We start from the raw sequence: 16,080 nt of genomic DNA, 5'->3' as shown, positions 1-16,080 counted from the left end.
TGCTGTATAAGATGTTGAAGTTTATAGTAATTCGAGAGTATATCTGAAGCTAAGGATAAGAACCATGAAGCTGCTGAACCGTTCAGCATTTGTTGTACTGCCTTGCCAGCCCTTTGTTGACTGGACTAATAACCTGAATGTGGATGCAGATGGTTTGCATCAGTCTTTGTCACTGGAAGAGCAGCGTAGAGAGGGAACCGTTTACCTTATTGATGAGGTGACCACTGAAGCTGACTTTGAAAAAGCACTGCAGAGTACTTGGTTGGATATCTTTCACAATGAGCTTTCGGCTTGGGATGAGCTGGGCGATCACTGGCCCCATGAACTTACGTTCGCAACCTTTCAGCAGTGGTTTGATGTGCATCACCAGATAATGGCATTGGATCTGAGTAAACAGCCTTTGATGCTGGCGACTTTGGAAGATATTTAGTTTTAGGAATCTGTGCGGAGAGTTTGAATGGAACAACCGGTTAATCCACATGGCTTACAGATGCATCCGATGCGAGATCGGTTGTACAGTGAACTGCACTCCCGACCTTTTCAGGTAATTCCTAGCCCTGCCAGGGTTACGCACCTTGCGGTTATGTGCACACCTGAGCAGAGTGTAGAACAGTTCGAACATCTCAAAACGCTCTATCAACATTTTGGTGTTGAACCTCCGCTATGTGATGAAGCTTGTTACCACGTTGATTTTGGCAAGCTTCGGGTGCGTCGTGAAAAGCACATGGAGTTTGCTACTTACACCTTTATCAATACCGATATTGAACAAGGTGGTAACCCATTTGATGTAACGGGTTTAACGCCTCTACCTGAAGAGTGGCTGAGTGGCATACCGGGGACTGTGATTTCTGCTTTCCATGTGGCGATTGAGGATGCACGACAGACTCACGAACTGAACCTGCCATTAGTAAAGCGTTTCTTCGAAGGTATGCGCCTGGTAGGTAGTAGCCCGCAAGATGGTGATGCGCGTGTCTGGACAACATTCCAGATGCATAGTGATGGTTTTGGACGTTTCCTTGTCTACAACAAACAGATGAGTGATAGCCAGTTAGGTCGTCTGACCCAGCGAATCATGGAGATTGAAACCTATCGTTTGATGGCGTTGCTCTCACTGCCGGTTGCGCGTGATATAAACCCTACATTGGGGGATATGGACCAGCGTCTGGCGGATATTACAGATCACTTAGCTCACAGTTCAGACATAGATGAACAGGAACTATTAGCACGATTAACCGATATGGCGTCCTGGGTGGAAGACTGCAGAGCGCGTGCCACGTTCCGGTTTAGTGCAACTTATGCCTACCATGACTTGGTCATTAAGCGTCTTGAGGAACTTCGTGAGGATGAAGTATCCGGGCACTTAACCGTGACCGAGTTTATGACTCGTCGACTGACTCCGGCTGTACGAACCTGTGAGGCGATCAGTAACCGCCTTGAGGATCTTTCACGTCGTATTGATCGTGTTGCTGAGATGATGCGCACCCGTGTTGAGCTTTCGATTCAATCGCAGAACCAGGAGCTGCTGGCTTCAATGGATCAACGGTCAAAAGTGCAGTTGATGATGCAGCACACAGTAGAAGGTTTATCTGTAGCAGCAATCAGTTATTACACCATTGGTTTGATCAAGTATCTGCTGGATGCGTTGTATAATTCTGGCATTGACGTAAATAAAGATCTGGTTCTGGGGATCTCTGTACCTGTGGTTATCGGTTTAGTCGCACTGACCACGCGTAAGATCCATAAACATTTCCTGAAAATGGCAACAGATCAGGTGGCTCAAGCAGAAGCAAACCAGATTGCACAAAGCCAGACAGAAGAGAGTAAAGACAAAAAATGAGTATTGAAGCAGTAATCAAACAGAAGCTGGAAGCGGGCCTGGGTGTCGACTACCTGAATATTGAAAACGAGAGCCATATGCACTCTGGCCCAGCCATGGATACTCATTTCAAGGTCACACTGGTTTCCGAAGATTTTGCTGGCAAGCGTATGGTACAGCGCCATCAGCTGATATTTGGCTTACTCAGTAATGAAATGCAGAACCCCATTCATGCCCTTTCCATGCATCTGTTTACCCAGCAGGAATGGCAAGAGCGTGAACAGAAAGTTATGCCTTCCCCTAATTGTATGGGTGGTTCAAAAGCAGATAAGTAATGTTATCGTGAGGATTTTTATCATTTGGTAACTTATTATTTTTCATAGTTTTTCATGCTTTATTTTATAAGCTTTTCCCGATATATTCGGGTTTTCCTGTATGGTAAAAGTAAAAGAATAAAGAGCCTGTAATGAAAAAGAATCTTCCCATTACGGATAGTGAAAAAACGTTTAGCAATGACACTCCACTGATCTCGACCACGGACCTTAAAGGCCAGATCACTTTTGTAAATGATGCTTTTGAAGAGATATCCGGTTTTAGCAGGGAAGAGCTAATTGGTCAGTCTCATAATATGGTTAGGCATCCAGATGTGCCGCCAGCCGTCTTTGGTGATCTTTGGCATAAGCTGAAAGAAAACAAGCCTTGGATTGGTATCGTCAAAAACCGTTGTAAAGATGGCGCTTACTATTGGGTGAATGCTTATGTTACTCCAATAGTGGAAAACGGCAGCACCATCGGTTATCAGTCGGTTCGGACAGTGCCAAGCAAAGGGCAAGTCACACGTGCTCAAGCTGTATATAACCGCTTAAATAATAAGCGTGCACGCCTTAGCTATCATGACCTTTCCATTCAGTCACGTATCTACCTTCTGCTTGTGACAATGATGCTTATCCCTGTTGCAGCTGGTTGGATCACAGATTGGGATGGGATGATTACTACCGGTGTCAGTGTATTCACCCTTATCTTTACGCTACTTTTCTCTCGTAGCCAGTTAGGCCCCTTACGCTACTTAAGATCACGAGCCAAACGTGTGCTTGATTCCAACGTGTTAGAAGAGATGTATGCCAACTCTGTTAGTGAAGCAGGATCAGTGTACTTAGCTTCACAAGTTGAGCAGGCACGTATTCGTTCAGCTAATGCTCGTGTTACCTATTCCGCTAAAGAGTTGGCAGATCAGGGTACCAGTACGATTGAGATTGCCCGACAAGCTAATCAGGCTATAGAGCAACAGGCAGTGGAAGTTGAAAATGTTTCGGTGCATATCAAAGAGCTCTCTCACGCAATAGAGGAGGTTGCTCAGCACGCCAATACAACTTCGGATGAAACTCAGGTTGCGAATGAAATTGCTCAAGATGGGCAAACCGTAGTGAACGGTACCATTGATTCAATTCACCAGTTAGCACGTGATGTTGAAAGAGCAGCTAAGCAAATTGAAAGTCTTCGAATTGCTACCGAAGAGATTGGCTCTAAAACGTCTGTCATTGCTGAAATTGCAGATCAAACGAATTTGCTAGCACTAAACGCCGCTATTGAAGCGGCTCGTGCAGGTGAGCAAGGCCGTGGTTTTGCGGTAGTAGCGGATGAAGTTCGTGAATTGGCTAAACGTACTCAATCGTCTACTAAAGAAATTTACGACACGATTTCTGAGCTGCAGGGTGAAGCCGCGCAAGCGATGACAATGATGGCTGCCAGTCAAACAGCAGCCGAAAGTTGTGTGGAGAAAGCCGGGCATGCCGGAGATGCTTTGGAAAAGATCCGTTCAAGTGTTGGAAATATCGCAGATATGAGTGCGATGATTGCAACAGCATCGACTGAACAGAGTTCGGCTTCTGAGGAGCTTATGCGAAATGTTGCTTCTATTCAGGAAGCTGCACAGGTGGCTCAGTTTGCCGCTCAGCAAACGGAATCATCCTCTGTGAAATTGGCTGAAACCTCTAAAACTATTGTTCAGAGTGTAAGCGTGTGATGGTTGTTTTTGCCTAATTTCATTTTTTTCTTTTCTTAGTGAGCAGAGTTGATACCTGTCAATGTTTTACCGGGTCGGTAGGAGGAGACTAAAGTCAACAAGATGAAAAAGAAGAGAAGAGGGGACGAAAATGCCAATTGAGCATCATGATCTGATCCATGAATTTCCAGAGCACCGTGAACGTATTCATGAGATGAAAATGCAGGACGCGCATTTCTCACGTCTGTTTGAGGAATACCATCAGGTGACGAAAGATGTTGAGCGTATGGAATCAGAAATTGAGCCGGTATGCACAGCGACAGAGGAAAAAGCTAAGTTTAAACGTCTGAAATTGAAGGACGAGCTTTTCGCGATGTTACAAGCTTAAAAGTTAAGCTATTGATGAAGAAAGCCCGCTATTTGCGGGCTTTTTTGTTTGCGTTTTTGCATCTGCAACAGATATTGATGCGTATAATTCAGCTATAGATTCTGTTTTGGTAATCGGATGAAACACTATAGCTGGAAATATATCTTTCGGGTTGCGTTAGAGCACCGTAATGAGTTGATCAAAGCCAACCTTATTGCGTTTGTTGCTGCATTAGCTTCCGTTCCTTTGCCTCTATTTATGCCTTTGCTGGTTGATGAGGTATTACTCGAAGCACCGGGCAAGGTTGTCGAAACCCTAAATCCGCTTTTCCCTGAATCCTGGCAGGGACCGGTGCTGTATATATCAGCTATTTTGTTTATCACTGTGGTGTTAAGAGTAGTGGCTTTGCTTCTTAATGTATGGCAAGCCCGTCAGTTCACCATCATTTCAAAAGATGTTACCTACCGAATCCGCAAAGGTCTGCTGCAGCGTTTACAACGAATCTCTATGGCGGAATACGAAACACTGGGCAGTGGTTCTGTTGCATCTCACTTTGTTACAGATCTGGATACCATCGATCGTTTTCTCGGTAGTTCCTTAAGCCGCTTGCTGATTGCGGTTTTATCTATCATCGGTACAGCGATCATTTTGTTATGGATGCACTGGCAATTGGCGCTGTTTATTCTGTTTCTGAACCCCGTTGTTATCTACTTTTCCCGATCAATTGCCAAAAAAGTTAAGCACCTTAAGGGCAAAGAAAACAAAGCATTTGAGGTCTTTCAGGCGGCGCTGACCGAAACACTGGATGGAATTCAGCAGATTCGATCCAGCAATCGTGAGCAGCATTACCTGTCTCGATTGATTGATAATGCTAAGGATGTGCGTGACCGCTCAACAGCGTTCGAATGGAAAAGCGATGCGGCAAACAGAATGAGCTTCATCCTGTTTATGGTAGGGGTGGATCTGTTCAGGGCCCTGTCTATGCTGATGGTGGTTTTCTCTGATCTCACCATTGGTGAGATGATGGCCGTGTTTGGCTACCTCTGGTTTATGATGGGGCCGGTGCAAGAGGTGCTTGGTATTCAATACAGCTTCTTTGCTGCCAAAGCCGCTTTGAAGCGGATCAACTCACTTATCTCGTTAGGTGAGGAACCTGAGTATCCCGCTCTGCATAATCCTTTTGCTGATAAGAAAACCGTTTCTATCCGCATGCAGGATATCCATTTCTCCTATGAAGAGGGTCAAGAGGTACTCAAAGGCGTGTCCCTGGATATTATCGCCGGGCAAAAGATCGCTCTTGTTGGCGCCAGCGGTGGGGGCAAATCTACGCTTGTTCAGGTGCTTCTGGGGTTGTACCCGCCGGAGAGGGGCGAGATCTTCTTTGATGATATTTCTGTTAAAGAGGTAGGTTTACCTTGTGTAAGGGAGCACGTTGCAACGGTATTGCAACAACCTGTGTTGTTTAATGGCACTATCCGCAGCAATCTGATGATGGGGCGTGAGTTTTCCGAATCAGAACTATGGCAAGCATTGGATGTCGCGCAGCTGTCTGAGTTTGTAAAAGAGCTTGAGGATGGTCTGGACACGATAGTAGGTCGTCAGGGTATTCGTCTGTCTGGTGGCCAGCGACAACGTCTGGCAGTGGCTAGAATGGTATTAAGCGATCCGAAAGTTGTGATTCTGGACGAGGCAACTTCCGCCCTTGATACAGAAACCGAGTTCGCTTTGCACCAGGCTTTACAGGAGTTCTTGCGTGGTCGTACCACTATCATCGTTGCGCATCGCCTGAGTGCAGTTAAACAGGCTGATCATGTTTATGTATTTGAAGATGGAAAAATATGTGAGCAGGGTGGGCATGATGAGTTAATCAACAGTAACGGTTTATACACAAGGCTTTACGGTGAGTATCAGTAGACTGGGGCCATTTTTTCCTCAGCTTCGTTAGTATTCGCTAGCTAAACTCCGCTCATAAGGCCTTGCTGAGAACAAAAATTGCCTCCAGCCTGGAGCGTTCAATCGGGAATCAGAGGTAATGAAATGAGTGTAAGCAGGCCTTATTAATGCGAAAGCAGTTTCCGTGGCGTGATGGTAACAAGATAGAGCTATTAGTTGATGGGGAGAATTTCTTTCCTGTCATGCTCGATGAGATCAAGAAGGCGCGATACAGCCTGCTGCTTGAGTTTTACTTTGTTACATCTGGGGTTGTCGCTGGAAAGTTTGTAGAAGAATTAGTCCATGCTGCTCAACGTGGTGTGATGGCTAAACTGATCATCGATGATTTTGGTTCCTATCGTTTTTCTAAGGCAGACCGTCAACGCTTGCAGAGCGCTGGTGTTGAGATCGTTGTATATAACCCTCTGCACCTGAGTAAGTTCACCCGTAACTTTGCCCGTGATCATCGTAAGCTGCTGGTTGTAGACCAGAAAGTAGCGTTCATCGGAGGTACAGGGTTAAGCGATGTATACTGGTTAGCAGAAGAACAGGGTTGTCCCTGGCATGAGCTGATGGCTCGTATCGAAGGGCCGGTGGTTACCGATCTGGTAAATATGTACAACCAGCTCTGGCAGCGTTGTACGGCGCAACTGTTATCTGCTGGCGGTACTCTTGAGGAAAAAGGGGATACCCGTGTCCGAGTTAGAACGGTACAGGGGTTCTACCAGCAGGATATAAAGGTTAGTTTCCTCAACAGGGTTAACAATGCACAGGATAAAATCTGGCTGATGACAGCTTATTTCCTGCCCTCATTTTCCATGCGTTATGCTTTGCGACGCGCGGCAAAAAGAGGAGTGGATGTGCGTTTGATCATTGCTGGTCCTTATACGGATCAGCCCTGGGTCTTTCATGCTTCTAAGCGCTACTACCGACGTTTGCTGAAGTCGGGCATCCGAATTTATGAGTATCAGCCCCGTTTCCTTCATGCGAAGATGTCGGTAATCGACCAGTGGGGCACATTAGGTTCCTGTAATCTGGATCACTGGAATCTGCGTTGGAATCTGGAAGCCAATATTGAACTTGATGATGCGCCTGTCGTGCAGCAGATGACTGAGGTATTTCATAGTGATCTGCACCATTGTCAGGAGATTACGTATGAAGAGTGGGCGAAGCGTCCTTGGCACCGTAAATTGAAAGAAGTGATATGGGCTTGGATCAGCCATTTGGTGCTTAAGATTAGATAAGAGGGTTTAACAATGAAAAGTATCGCATTGGTGACTACATTACTGGCAACTATGGTGCTTTCTGGTTGTGCCAGTAACTTGAGTGGTACAACTTATTCCCGCAGTGAAGCGCGACAGGTACAACAAGTAGAGTACGGAATTGTGCAGTCTGCCGTTCCTGTTGTTATTGAGGGAACTGCAAGTGGTGTTGGTGCGGGCACCGGTGCTGTTGTGGGTGGAATAGCGGCGAGTAATATTGGTGGCGGTAAAGGTAAAAGCATTGCGACTGTTGTAGGTGCCGTGGCTGGTGGTATTGCCGGTAAGTCTGCAGAGGAAGCGATGACCCGAGCTCAAGGCCAGGAAATTACAGTTCAGCTCAATAGTGGACGTTTGATCTCTATTGTTCAGGAAGTGGGTAATGGTCCTATGTTTGCCGCCGGAGATAGAGTACGGATTTTGAGCCATGGTGGTACGGCCAGGGTCACATATTAAAAGAGTTACGTATTAAGAGAGCGAGAATACCGCACTAAGGTCAGAACAAAATAGGTTTGGTAGTGAGAGCCTTTCTGCGGTTTTTTGTTTGGATTTAATGTTTACTGTTGTTTGAATTTTGATCTGCGGTTAAACAGTTAAAATTTTTACTTGGTTTTATTTGTATTTTAACTATCTGAATATCAGTATTTTTTTAATTTTATTGTGTTTTATTTTAAAAAAAACTTTCCTTTTGTGACCGTGCTCACATTTTTAATTCGTTTAACCCTGCTAGTATGAACCTGTAAATTGATTGGGGCAGATTGCCAACTGCCTCTTAGCATCTTGCTCTAACGAAATGTTGGAGTGCGTAGTTCAAAGTTCCCTTGGCCGGGATTAAAGCTCTTGAACTATCAATGATTACATTGGACGGTGCATTATGAACCTTAATCATACCTTGCAAAAATTTGCGCTAATCAGCGCAGCACGAATCTGCTCTTCAATGGGCTTCATCTTAACCAATCGATATCAACTGATTCCTATTCCGGACGAGCGTCGTTCATAAGAATCAAATCGATATTTATATTTTTTGGCCAGTTTACCCCTTAACCCTTTCTTAAACGGTTGATTGGCTGAGTAGTACCTATAAAAAGGAAAAGAATGATGAATACTTCAGTTGTAGCAGCAGACACTCAAGATCAAGTTGAAACTATCACTCACGAAGATGGCAGCGTAGAAACTAATTACCCAGATGGTTCTGGCAGCGTGGTTTACGCTGATGGCAGTCAGGAAGTATGGAATGCAGACGGCTCTGGCTTCTATGAAGGAACTGACGGCTTTTATTACTATTGGAACGCTGATGGCTCAAGCGGTTGGGGAGACTCAATGGGTAACGAGGGTCATTATAACGCTGATGGTTCTGGTTATTGGCTAAATGCTGACGGGGCTTCTGGTGAATTCTTCGCGGATGGTTCTTATACCATGTCCCATCCGGATGGAACTACAGAATCAATGAACGCTGAAGGTGAGTACATTATCACTGATGCTGAGGGAAATGTTATCGAAGAAGGAAACTACAACGAACAACCACAGTACAGTGACGAAGTTGAAGTTTCTGAAGATGAAACAGGCACTATCACTTATACCTATGCGGATGGTTCGGTAGAGGTGCAGAACCCAGACGGTTCCGGCAGTTATACCGGCGCAGACGGCTATAGTTCAACCTGGAATGCCGATGGTTCTGGTAGCTGGAGCAATCCTGATGGTACTCATGGCGAGTATGCCGCAGATGGTTCCTGGTCAGTAACATACCCAGACGGTAGCTCAGAATCTATGAATGCTGCGGGTGAGTACGTTGCGACTGACGCGGAAGGCAACGTGATTGGTGAAGAGACTCAGGATGAAGAGCCAGCCGACGAACAGGCTCATGAAGAAGAGACTTACGTTGAAGAAACTGCCGACGAACAGTCTTACGACGAAGAGCCATACTCTATTGATGGTGTAGAAGTCTCTGAAGATGAAAATGGCACTATTACTTACACTTATGCGGATGGTTCGGTAGAAGTACAGAACCCAGACGGTTCTGGCAGCTATACCGGTGCAGATGGTTACAGTTCTACATGGAATGCTGATGGTTCCGGTAGCTGGAGCAACCCGGATGGTACTCATGGCGAGTATGCGGCAGATGGTTCCTGGTCTGTAACCTACCCAGACGGTAGTACTGAGTCGGTAAATGCTGCAGGTGAATACGTAGCAACTGACGCAGAAGGTAATGTTATCGATGAGATGCAGTACGACGAAGAGCCTTACTATGATGACGTCGAAGTCTCTGAAGATGAAAATGGCACCATTACTTACACTTATGCGGATGGTTCGGTAGAGGTACAGAACCCAGACGGTTCCGGCAGCTATACCGGAGCAGATGGTTACAGTTCTACATGGAATGCTGATGGTTCTGGTAGCTGGAGCAACCCGGATGGTACTCATGGCGAGTATGCGGCAGATGGTTCCTGGTCAGTAACCTACCCAGACGGTAGCACAGAGTCGGTAAATGCTGCAGGTGAATACGTAGCAACTGACGCTGAAGGCAACGTTATCGACGAGATACAGCACGACGAAGAACCTTACTATGGTGATGACGTTGAAGTATCCGAAGATGAAAACGGCTCCATTACATACACTTACGCTGATGGCTCAGTAGAAGTGATCAACCCAGATGGTTCAGGTAGCTACACTAGCGCAGATGGTTACAGCTCCACTTGGAATGCCGACGGCTCAGGAAGTTGGACAGATGGTCAGGGCAATAGCAGCGAGTGGTCAGCCGATGGCGCCAATAGCTGGACTAGTGCTGATGGCAGCCACGGATACAGCGATGCGGAAGGTAATGGTTACTCCTATTACGCTGATGGCAGCCTGTACACCTGGAATGCCGATGGTTCAGGTAGCTGGTCTGATGGTCAGGGTAACACCAACGAGTGGCATGCTGATGGCTCATCCAGCTGGAGCAGCGAAGATGGCAGCTACGGTTACAATGATGCCGAAGGCAATGGTTCTGCATACTATGCGGATGGTAGTTCCAGCACTTGGAATGCAGATGGCTCAGGTAGCTGGTCTGATGGTCAGGGTAATAGCAACGAGTGGCATGCTGATGGCTCATCCAGCTGGAGCAGTGAAGATGGCAGCTACGGTTACAATGATGCCGAAGGCAATGGATCTGCACACTACGCTGATGGTAGCTCCAGCACTTGGAATGCAGATGGCTCTGGCAGCTGGAGTGATGGTCAGGGTAACTACAATGAGTGGTCAGCAGATGGTGCTTACGCTTGGGGTAGTTCAGATGGCTCAGCAGGCTGGAGTGATGCTGAAGGAAACGGTGGTGCGCAGTATGCTGATGGCAGCGTAAGTACTTGGGGTGCAGATGGTAGTGGCTCTTGTACTGATGCTTACGGCAACCACTACAGCTGGAATGCTGATGGTTCTAGCGAATGGGGAAATGCTGATGGTAGCTACGGTTATAATGATGCCGAAGGTAATGGTGAAGCACACTATGCTGATGGCAGCTCCAGCACTTGGAATTCCGATGGCTCCGGTAGCTGGTCTGATGGTCAGGGTAACAGCAATACCTGGAATGCAGATGGTTCCAGCAGCTGGAGCAACAGTGATGGATCGTTCGGCGCAACTTTCGCAGATGGTTCAGGCTACTTCGTAGACGCAGAAGGTAATACTTACCAATATGATGCGAATGGGGAGCAGGTTGAAGAGGAACTATTAAGCTTCGATTCTATCGAGAACCACGCGAGTGAAGAGCCACCGATGGAAGAGTTTGAAGGTGATGCAGCTCTGTTCTTCGATGACAGCACTGATGGTGGATACGTTGAAGGTGATCAAAGTATTGATCTAGCGGGTATCAACGATATGACAACATCTGATGATATTCTGATCTAACGATAACTGTGTAATAGATTAAAGCCCACCTTCAAGGTGGGCTTTTTTGTGGGTAAGTTCTGGTGATTATTGCCTAGCTATTTGGAAAGATAACTTATAGCGTTTTCCAGACCTTCCAACGTGAGAGGGTACATATGATCATCAAGCTGTTCTTTAATTGCTTGGGTTGTCTGGGTGTATTTCCAGGAATATTCCTGAGTCGGGTTGAGCCAGACCGCTTTTTCCCAGGTATCAAGCACCCTTTGTAACCAGGCCTGCCCAGTTTCCTCGTTCATATGCTCAACACTGCCATAACGGCTGAAAAGCTCGTAAGGGGACATCGCGGCATCACCGATAAATATCACCCGGTAATCTTTGCCATAAGTGTGCAGCACATCGAGAGTGCTTACCGTATTATCGAAACGGCGGCGGTTGTCTTGCCACAACCTCTCATAGACGCAGTTATGAAAGTAGAAGTATTCCAGGTGCTTAAACTCAGTTTTTGCAGCAGAAAATAGCTGTTCGCAAAGATGAATATGCGGGTCCATCGAGCCGCCGATATCCAGAAATAGCAGAACTTTGGCGGCATTATGCCGTTCCGGCACCATCTTGATATCAAGCAAGCCTGCATTATTAGCAGTAGAGCGAATAGTATCGTCTAGATCTAGTTCATCAGCGGAGCCGGTCCGGGCAAACTTTCTTAGTTTACGTAGGGCAACCTTCATATTTCGAGTGCCCAGCTCTACCTGATCATCCAGATTACGGAACTGACGTTTCTCCCACACTTTGACTGCGCGTTTGTGTCGGCTTTCGCCGCCGACACGAATACCTTCAGGGTTATATCCGCTATGCCCGAAAGGGGAGGTCCCGCCAGTGCCTATCCACTTGCTGCCTCCAGCATGGCGGTCATGTTGTTCTTTAAGCCGTTCATTGAGAGTTTCTAGTAGTTTGTCCAAACCTCCCAGTGCTTCGATCTGGGCTTTCTCCTCCTCTGAGAGGTTTTTCAGAAATTCTGAACGGAGCCAGTCTTCGGGTATCTCATCATCAGGAAACAGTTTGATATCGCCGAGGCCCTTGAAGTAGTGACCAAATGCGCGGTCGAAGCGATCAAAGTGTTTCTCGTCTTTAACCAGGCAGACGCGGGATAGCAGGTAAAAGTCGTCCAGACTGGCAAAGGCGATTTTCTTCTGTAGCGCTTCCAGCAAAACCAGTAACTCTTTTATGGTTACTGGCACTTCGGCTTTGCGCAGGGTGTTAAAGAAATCGATCAGCATGGCTACAGCTTACTGACCGTTGCGCTGAGCACGGCGTGACATAAAGGCAAGTCGCTCCAGCATGTGGACATCCTGCTCGTTTTTCAGCAATGCTCCATGTAGCGGGGGTATTGCTTTGCTGGTATCAGCGTTCTGCAGAATATCTTCAGGGATGTTATCGGCCATCAGCAGTTTCAGCCAATCGATCAACTCAGAAGTGGAGGGTTTCTTTTTCAGGCCGTTGACCGAGCGTACATCAAAAAAGATCTCCAAAGCCTCTTTGACCAGATCGTTCTGCAGATTTGGGTAATGAACCTTGACGATATCCAGCATAGTGTCGCGATCCGGGAACTGGATATAGTGGAAAAAGCAGCGGCGCAGGAACGCATCGGGCAGCTCTTTTTCGTTATTTGAGGTGATGATAATAATAGGGCGGTGTTTTGCCTGAATCTGCTCTCCGGTTTCGTAAACACTGAACTCCATCTTATCCAGTTCGACCAGCAGATCATTCGGGAACTCGATATCGGCTTTATCAATTTCATCAATCAGAAGAACCACCTGTTCATCTGACTGGAACGCCTGCCATAGCATCCCTTGCTTGATGTAGTTCTTAATATCGTGAACCCGCTCGTCACCCAGTTGGGAATCGCGCAGGCGGGATACCGCATCATATTCGTACAGACCCTGCTGAGCTTTGGTGGTGGACTTGATATGCCAGCGCAACAGTTTTTTACCTAAAGCGGCAGCTACCTCATCGGCAAGCATAGTTTTGCCTGTTCCTGGCTCCCCTTTAATCAGCAGAGGTCGCTCCAGAGTGATTGCTGCATTCACTGCCATTTGAAGATCGTCGGTAGCGACGTAACGCTCTGTACCCTGAAACTGCATTGTATTCTCCAGAAAACTTCAATTGTTAATGAATAATTTAAGGGAAAATGGGTGTATAGGATAGTGTCATTTTTCTTTTGATTGGGTTTCAAAAAGAATCATGAGGTTTAAATCGTTAACTCATAGTTATAAATTTTTTGATATATATCAGATGGATGCAGGGGGATCCGGGAAATTTTCCCGGATGCGGTGTATTATTGCAGCAGATTTAAAACTTACTATTAAAAAGTAATAGAGGCTTAGTTAGATTATGAAAAAATTACTGGCTGTTTCTTTAGTTGCTGCTGCGATTTCTGCTCCACAGGTTTACGCGGGTAATGTTGAAGGCTGTGTAACAGCGATCAACGGAGTGAAAGATGGTGATCTGGTTAAGCTGGAAGCACTGGAAACCAACGGCAAAGATGTTTTTGCAGTTGAACTGGTTGATGCTGATGGCAAAGAGTGGGAATTCACCTGTGATGTTGCTACCGGGAAAATCATCCAGCAGGAAAGTGAAGTAGAAGCTGCAGATGAAGCTACTTTTGCCAAGATGGCAAAAATTGATGAGAAAAAAGCTGCTGAGATCGCTTTAGCTGCCTATCCAGGTGAGATTGAAGAGGTTGAGTATGAAATTAAAGCTGATGGCCAGCCTGTCTACGAGTTTGACGTAGAAGGTAAAAACGATGCTGAAACCAAAGTAGAGGTTAGTGCCGTTACTGGTAAGATCGTTGAAGTTTCTATTGAGAAATGGGAAATCGGTCTTGAAGAAGATGAGCGTCGCTAAGCGTTTTCTCTAAGAAAGAACATACTTAAAACGCCAGCAACTATGCTGGCGTTTTTCTTTTTAGCCAACCATAAGCCTAATCCCATTACACATCCCAACCTTTCTCTCACTTATCCGTAAAACTACGTAGAGTCAGTTCTTTCTTTCTACGTAGTCTTCCGCAGCTTATTGCGCAGTATCCCCAATTGGGCAAAGTTCCTTCCTGTGCCAAACTTTATAGGCTGATATAAGTCAGTGGATGTTGCTTGTGGTCGCAATGGGATGAACAGGAGATCTTTTCTTCAGAGCGACCCCCTTATTTGACGGTTGCCTTCGTGCTTTCGAAGGTTAATGCAGACATAGGACGATAATAAAAATGTTTAAAATGAAATACGCAAAAACGCTTGTTACTGCTGCTGCATGTACAGCGGTTCTGGCTAGCCCAGCGATGGCAGCTGATAAAGTTTACCGACTGAAGCTGGCAGAAACCTGGCCAACGAATTTCCCGGTTTTTGGTGACGCAACCAAAAACATGGCTGCACTGGCAGACAAAATGTCTAACGGTCGCCTGAAGATTACTATCGATTCCAAGAACAAGCACAAAGCACCACTGGGTGTTTTCGACATGGTTCGTTCCGGTCAGTATGACATGGGTCACTCTGCTTCCTACTACTGGAAGGGTAAAGTGCCTAATACGCTGTACTTCACTACCATGCCATTCGGTATGACTGCGCCTGAGCAGTACGGTTGGTTCTACTACGGTGGTGGTCAGGAACTGATGGATGAGGTTTACGGTAAGTTCAACCTGATGTCCTTCCCAGGTGGTAACACAGGTAACCAGATGGGTGGTTGGTTCCAGAAAGAGATTAACTCTCTGGATGACCTGAAAGGCCTGAAGATGCGTATTCCAGGTTTCGCGGGTGAAGTACTGGCGAAACTAGGTGCTAAGCCGACTAACATCCCAGCGGGTGAACTGTACACAGCTCTGGAACGTCGTACTATCGATGCACTGGAGTGGGTAGGTCCTTCTCTTGACCTGCGTATGGGCTTCCACAAAATCGCGCCTTACTACTACACAGGTTGGCATGAGCCAGCGACTGAGCTGCAGTTCCTGATCAACAAGAAAAAGTATGAGCGTCTACCAGCTGATCTACAGCAGATCCTGAAAACTGCGATGCGTACAGCCGCTTACGACATGTACATCCAGTCTTACCATGAGTCTGCGGTTAACTGGGATAGCATGAAGAAAGAGTTCCCGAATATCCAGGTTAAATCTTTCCCTGCAGAAGTAACTGCAGCGATGCGTAAAGCTAACGATGAACTGCTGGCTGAGAAAGCAGCATCTGATCCTCTGGCTAAGAAGATCCTGGACTCTCAGGCTGAGTACATGAAGAAAGCACGTGCTTGGACTGATATCTCTGATAAGGCTTACCTGAACAGCCTGTCTAAGTAATACCTTGTTTGACCGGTTGGCACCGCTCTGGTGCCAACCATCTTTTCCAACCTTTCAGGAGCTAGCATGTTTCTATTGAGACTTGAGCAGGTGATCAACAGCTTCTCAGATATTCTGGGTAAGATCTCTGCCGTCCTGTTTGTACTTATGCTTTTCAACGTCTTTATCGATGTTGTGATGCGTTATGTTTTTAATGATGTCTCCATAGGGATGCAGGAGCTTGAATGGCACCTATATGCCTCGGTTTTTCTGCTGGGTGTGCCTTATACACTGCGAGCAGGTGGTCACGTACGTGTTGACCTGATCTATGAACGCCTCAGTGCTAAAACCAAAGCGCTGATCGATATGATCTGTACTCTTATTCTTCTGATTCCGTTCTGTGCGCTGGTGGCGTGGTACGGGGTTGATTTCGCCCGCGAATCTTTTGAGCTGGGTGAAATGTCCGGCGATCCAGGCGGACTGCCTTATCGCTGGATTATTAAATCTGTTATTCCGTTTGCCTTTTTTGCCATG

At 46.4% G+C, this 16,080-nt stretch carries 14 protein-coding genes; 12 read left to right on the top strand and 2 right to left on the bottom strand.

Going from position 1 to position 16,080, the window contains the following annotated elements:
• Positions 1-64: 64 nt before the first annotated feature.
• The 9 genes from GY843_RS09280 to GY843_RS09240 all read left to right on the top strand — a co-directional run bounded on the left by GY843_RS09280 (position 65) and on the right by GY843_RS09240 (position 11,255).
• Entirely contained in the window at positions 65-430 is a 366-nt protein-coding gene (locus GY843_RS09280; RefSeq protein WP_297308857.1) for a hypothetical protein, read from the top strand.
• Between the two features lie 27 nt (positions 431-457).
• The gene (locus GY843_RS09275) at positions 458-1,837 is read left to right on the top strand and encodes a DUF3422 family protein (RefSeq protein WP_297308855.1); all 1,380 of its coding nucleotides are present in this window, start codon (positions 458-460) and stop codon (positions 1,835-1,837) included.
• Complete coding sequence (locus tag GY843_RS09270; protein WP_297308854.1) at positions 1,834-2,151, top strand: BolA family transcriptional regulator; 318 nt, start codon at positions 1,834-1,836, stop codon at positions 2,149-2,151. Before GY843_RS09275 ends, GY843_RS09270 begins: the two co-directional genes overlap by 4 nt.
• Before the next feature lie 131 nt (positions 2,152-2,282).
• Complete coding sequence (locus tag GY843_RS09265; RefSeq protein WP_297308852.1) at positions 2,283-3,839, top strand: PAS domain-containing methyl-accepting chemotaxis protein; 1,557 nt, start codon at positions 2,283-2,285, stop codon at positions 3,837-3,839.
• A gap of 130 nt (positions 3,840-3,969) precedes the next feature.
• Positions 3,970-4,206: a DUF465 domain-containing protein gene (locus GY843_RS09260; protein ID WP_297308850.1), complete on the top strand. Its 237-nt coding sequence runs from the start codon at positions 3,970-3,972 to the stop codon at positions 4,204-4,206.
• Positions 4,207-4,323: 117 nt separating this feature from the next.
• Positions 4,324-6,099, top strand: coding sequence for an ABC transporter ATP-binding protein (locus GY843_RS09255; RefSeq protein WP_297308847.1), 1,776 nt, complete (start codon positions 4,324-4,326; stop codon positions 6,097-6,099).
• 146 nt (positions 6,100-6,245) lie between these two features.
• Positions 6,246-7,361, top strand: a complete 1,116-nt coding sequence (locus GY843_RS09250; protein WP_297308845.1) for a phosphatidylserine/phosphatidylglycerophosphate/cardiolipin synthase family protein — start codon at positions 6,246-6,248, stop codon at positions 7,359-7,361.
• Positions 7,362-7,373: 12 nt separating this feature from the next.
• On the top strand, positions 7,374-7,832 hold the full coding sequence (locus GY843_RS09245; protein WP_297308843.1) for a glycine zipper 2TM domain-containing protein: 459 nt from the start codon (positions 7,374-7,376) through the stop codon (positions 7,830-7,832).
• A 639-nt stretch (positions 7,833-8,471) separates the two neighbouring features.
• The gene (locus tag GY843_RS09240) at positions 8,472-11,255 is read left to right on the top strand and encodes a hypothetical protein (protein WP_297308841.1); all 2,784 of its coding nucleotides are present in this window, start codon (positions 8,472-8,474) and stop codon (positions 11,253-11,255) included.
• Positions 11,256-11,332: 77 nt separating this feature from the next.
• On the opposite strand, the gene GY843_RS09235 is transcribed toward GY843_RS09240, so the two are convergent.
• Both GY843_RS09235 and GY843_RS09230 read right to left on the bottom strand, forming a co-directional pair.
• Positions 11,333-12,508 carry a VWA domain-containing protein gene (locus GY843_RS09235; RefSeq protein WP_297308839.1) on the bottom strand — a complete coding sequence of 392 codons (1,176 nt, stop codon included), beginning with the start codon at positions 12,506-12,508 and terminating at the stop codon, positions 11,333-11,335.
• A 9-nt stretch (positions 12,509-12,517) separates the two neighbouring features.
• Positions 12,518-13,372 carry a MoxR family ATPase gene (locus GY843_RS09230; protein ID WP_297308837.1) on the bottom strand — a complete coding sequence of 285 codons (855 nt, stop codon included), beginning with the start codon at positions 13,370-13,372 and terminating at the stop codon, positions 12,518-12,520.
• A gap of 250 nt (positions 13,373-13,622) precedes the next feature.
• Here GY843_RS09230 and GY843_RS09225 point away from each other — a divergent pair, with 250 nt between their 5' ends.
• The 3 genes from GY843_RS09225 to GY843_RS09215 all read left to right on the top strand — a co-directional run.
• Positions 13,623-14,135: a PepSY domain-containing protein gene (locus GY843_RS09225; RefSeq protein ID WP_297308835.1), complete on the top strand. Its 513-nt coding sequence runs from the start codon at positions 13,623-13,625 to the stop codon at positions 14,133-14,135.
• A 355-nt stretch (positions 14,136-14,490) separates the two neighbouring features.
• Positions 14,491-15,567: a TRAP transporter substrate-binding protein gene (locus GY843_RS09220; RefSeq protein ID WP_297308833.1), complete on the top strand. Its 1,077-nt coding sequence runs from the start codon at positions 14,491-14,493 to the stop codon at positions 15,565-15,567.
• A gap of 66 nt (positions 15,568-15,633) precedes the next feature.
• Positions 15,634-16,080 (top strand): TRAP transporter small permease subunit (locus GY843_RS09215; RefSeq protein WP_297308831.1); only part of this gene is annotated, 447 nt, incomplete at its 3' end.

It is taken from the genome of Neptuniibacter sp., assembly GCF_024231755.1.
Lineage (GTDB): Bacteria > Pseudomonadota > Gammaproteobacteria > Pseudomonadales > Balneatricaceae > Neptuniibacter.
This window is presented reverse-complemented; position numbering and strand designations above follow the sequence as displayed.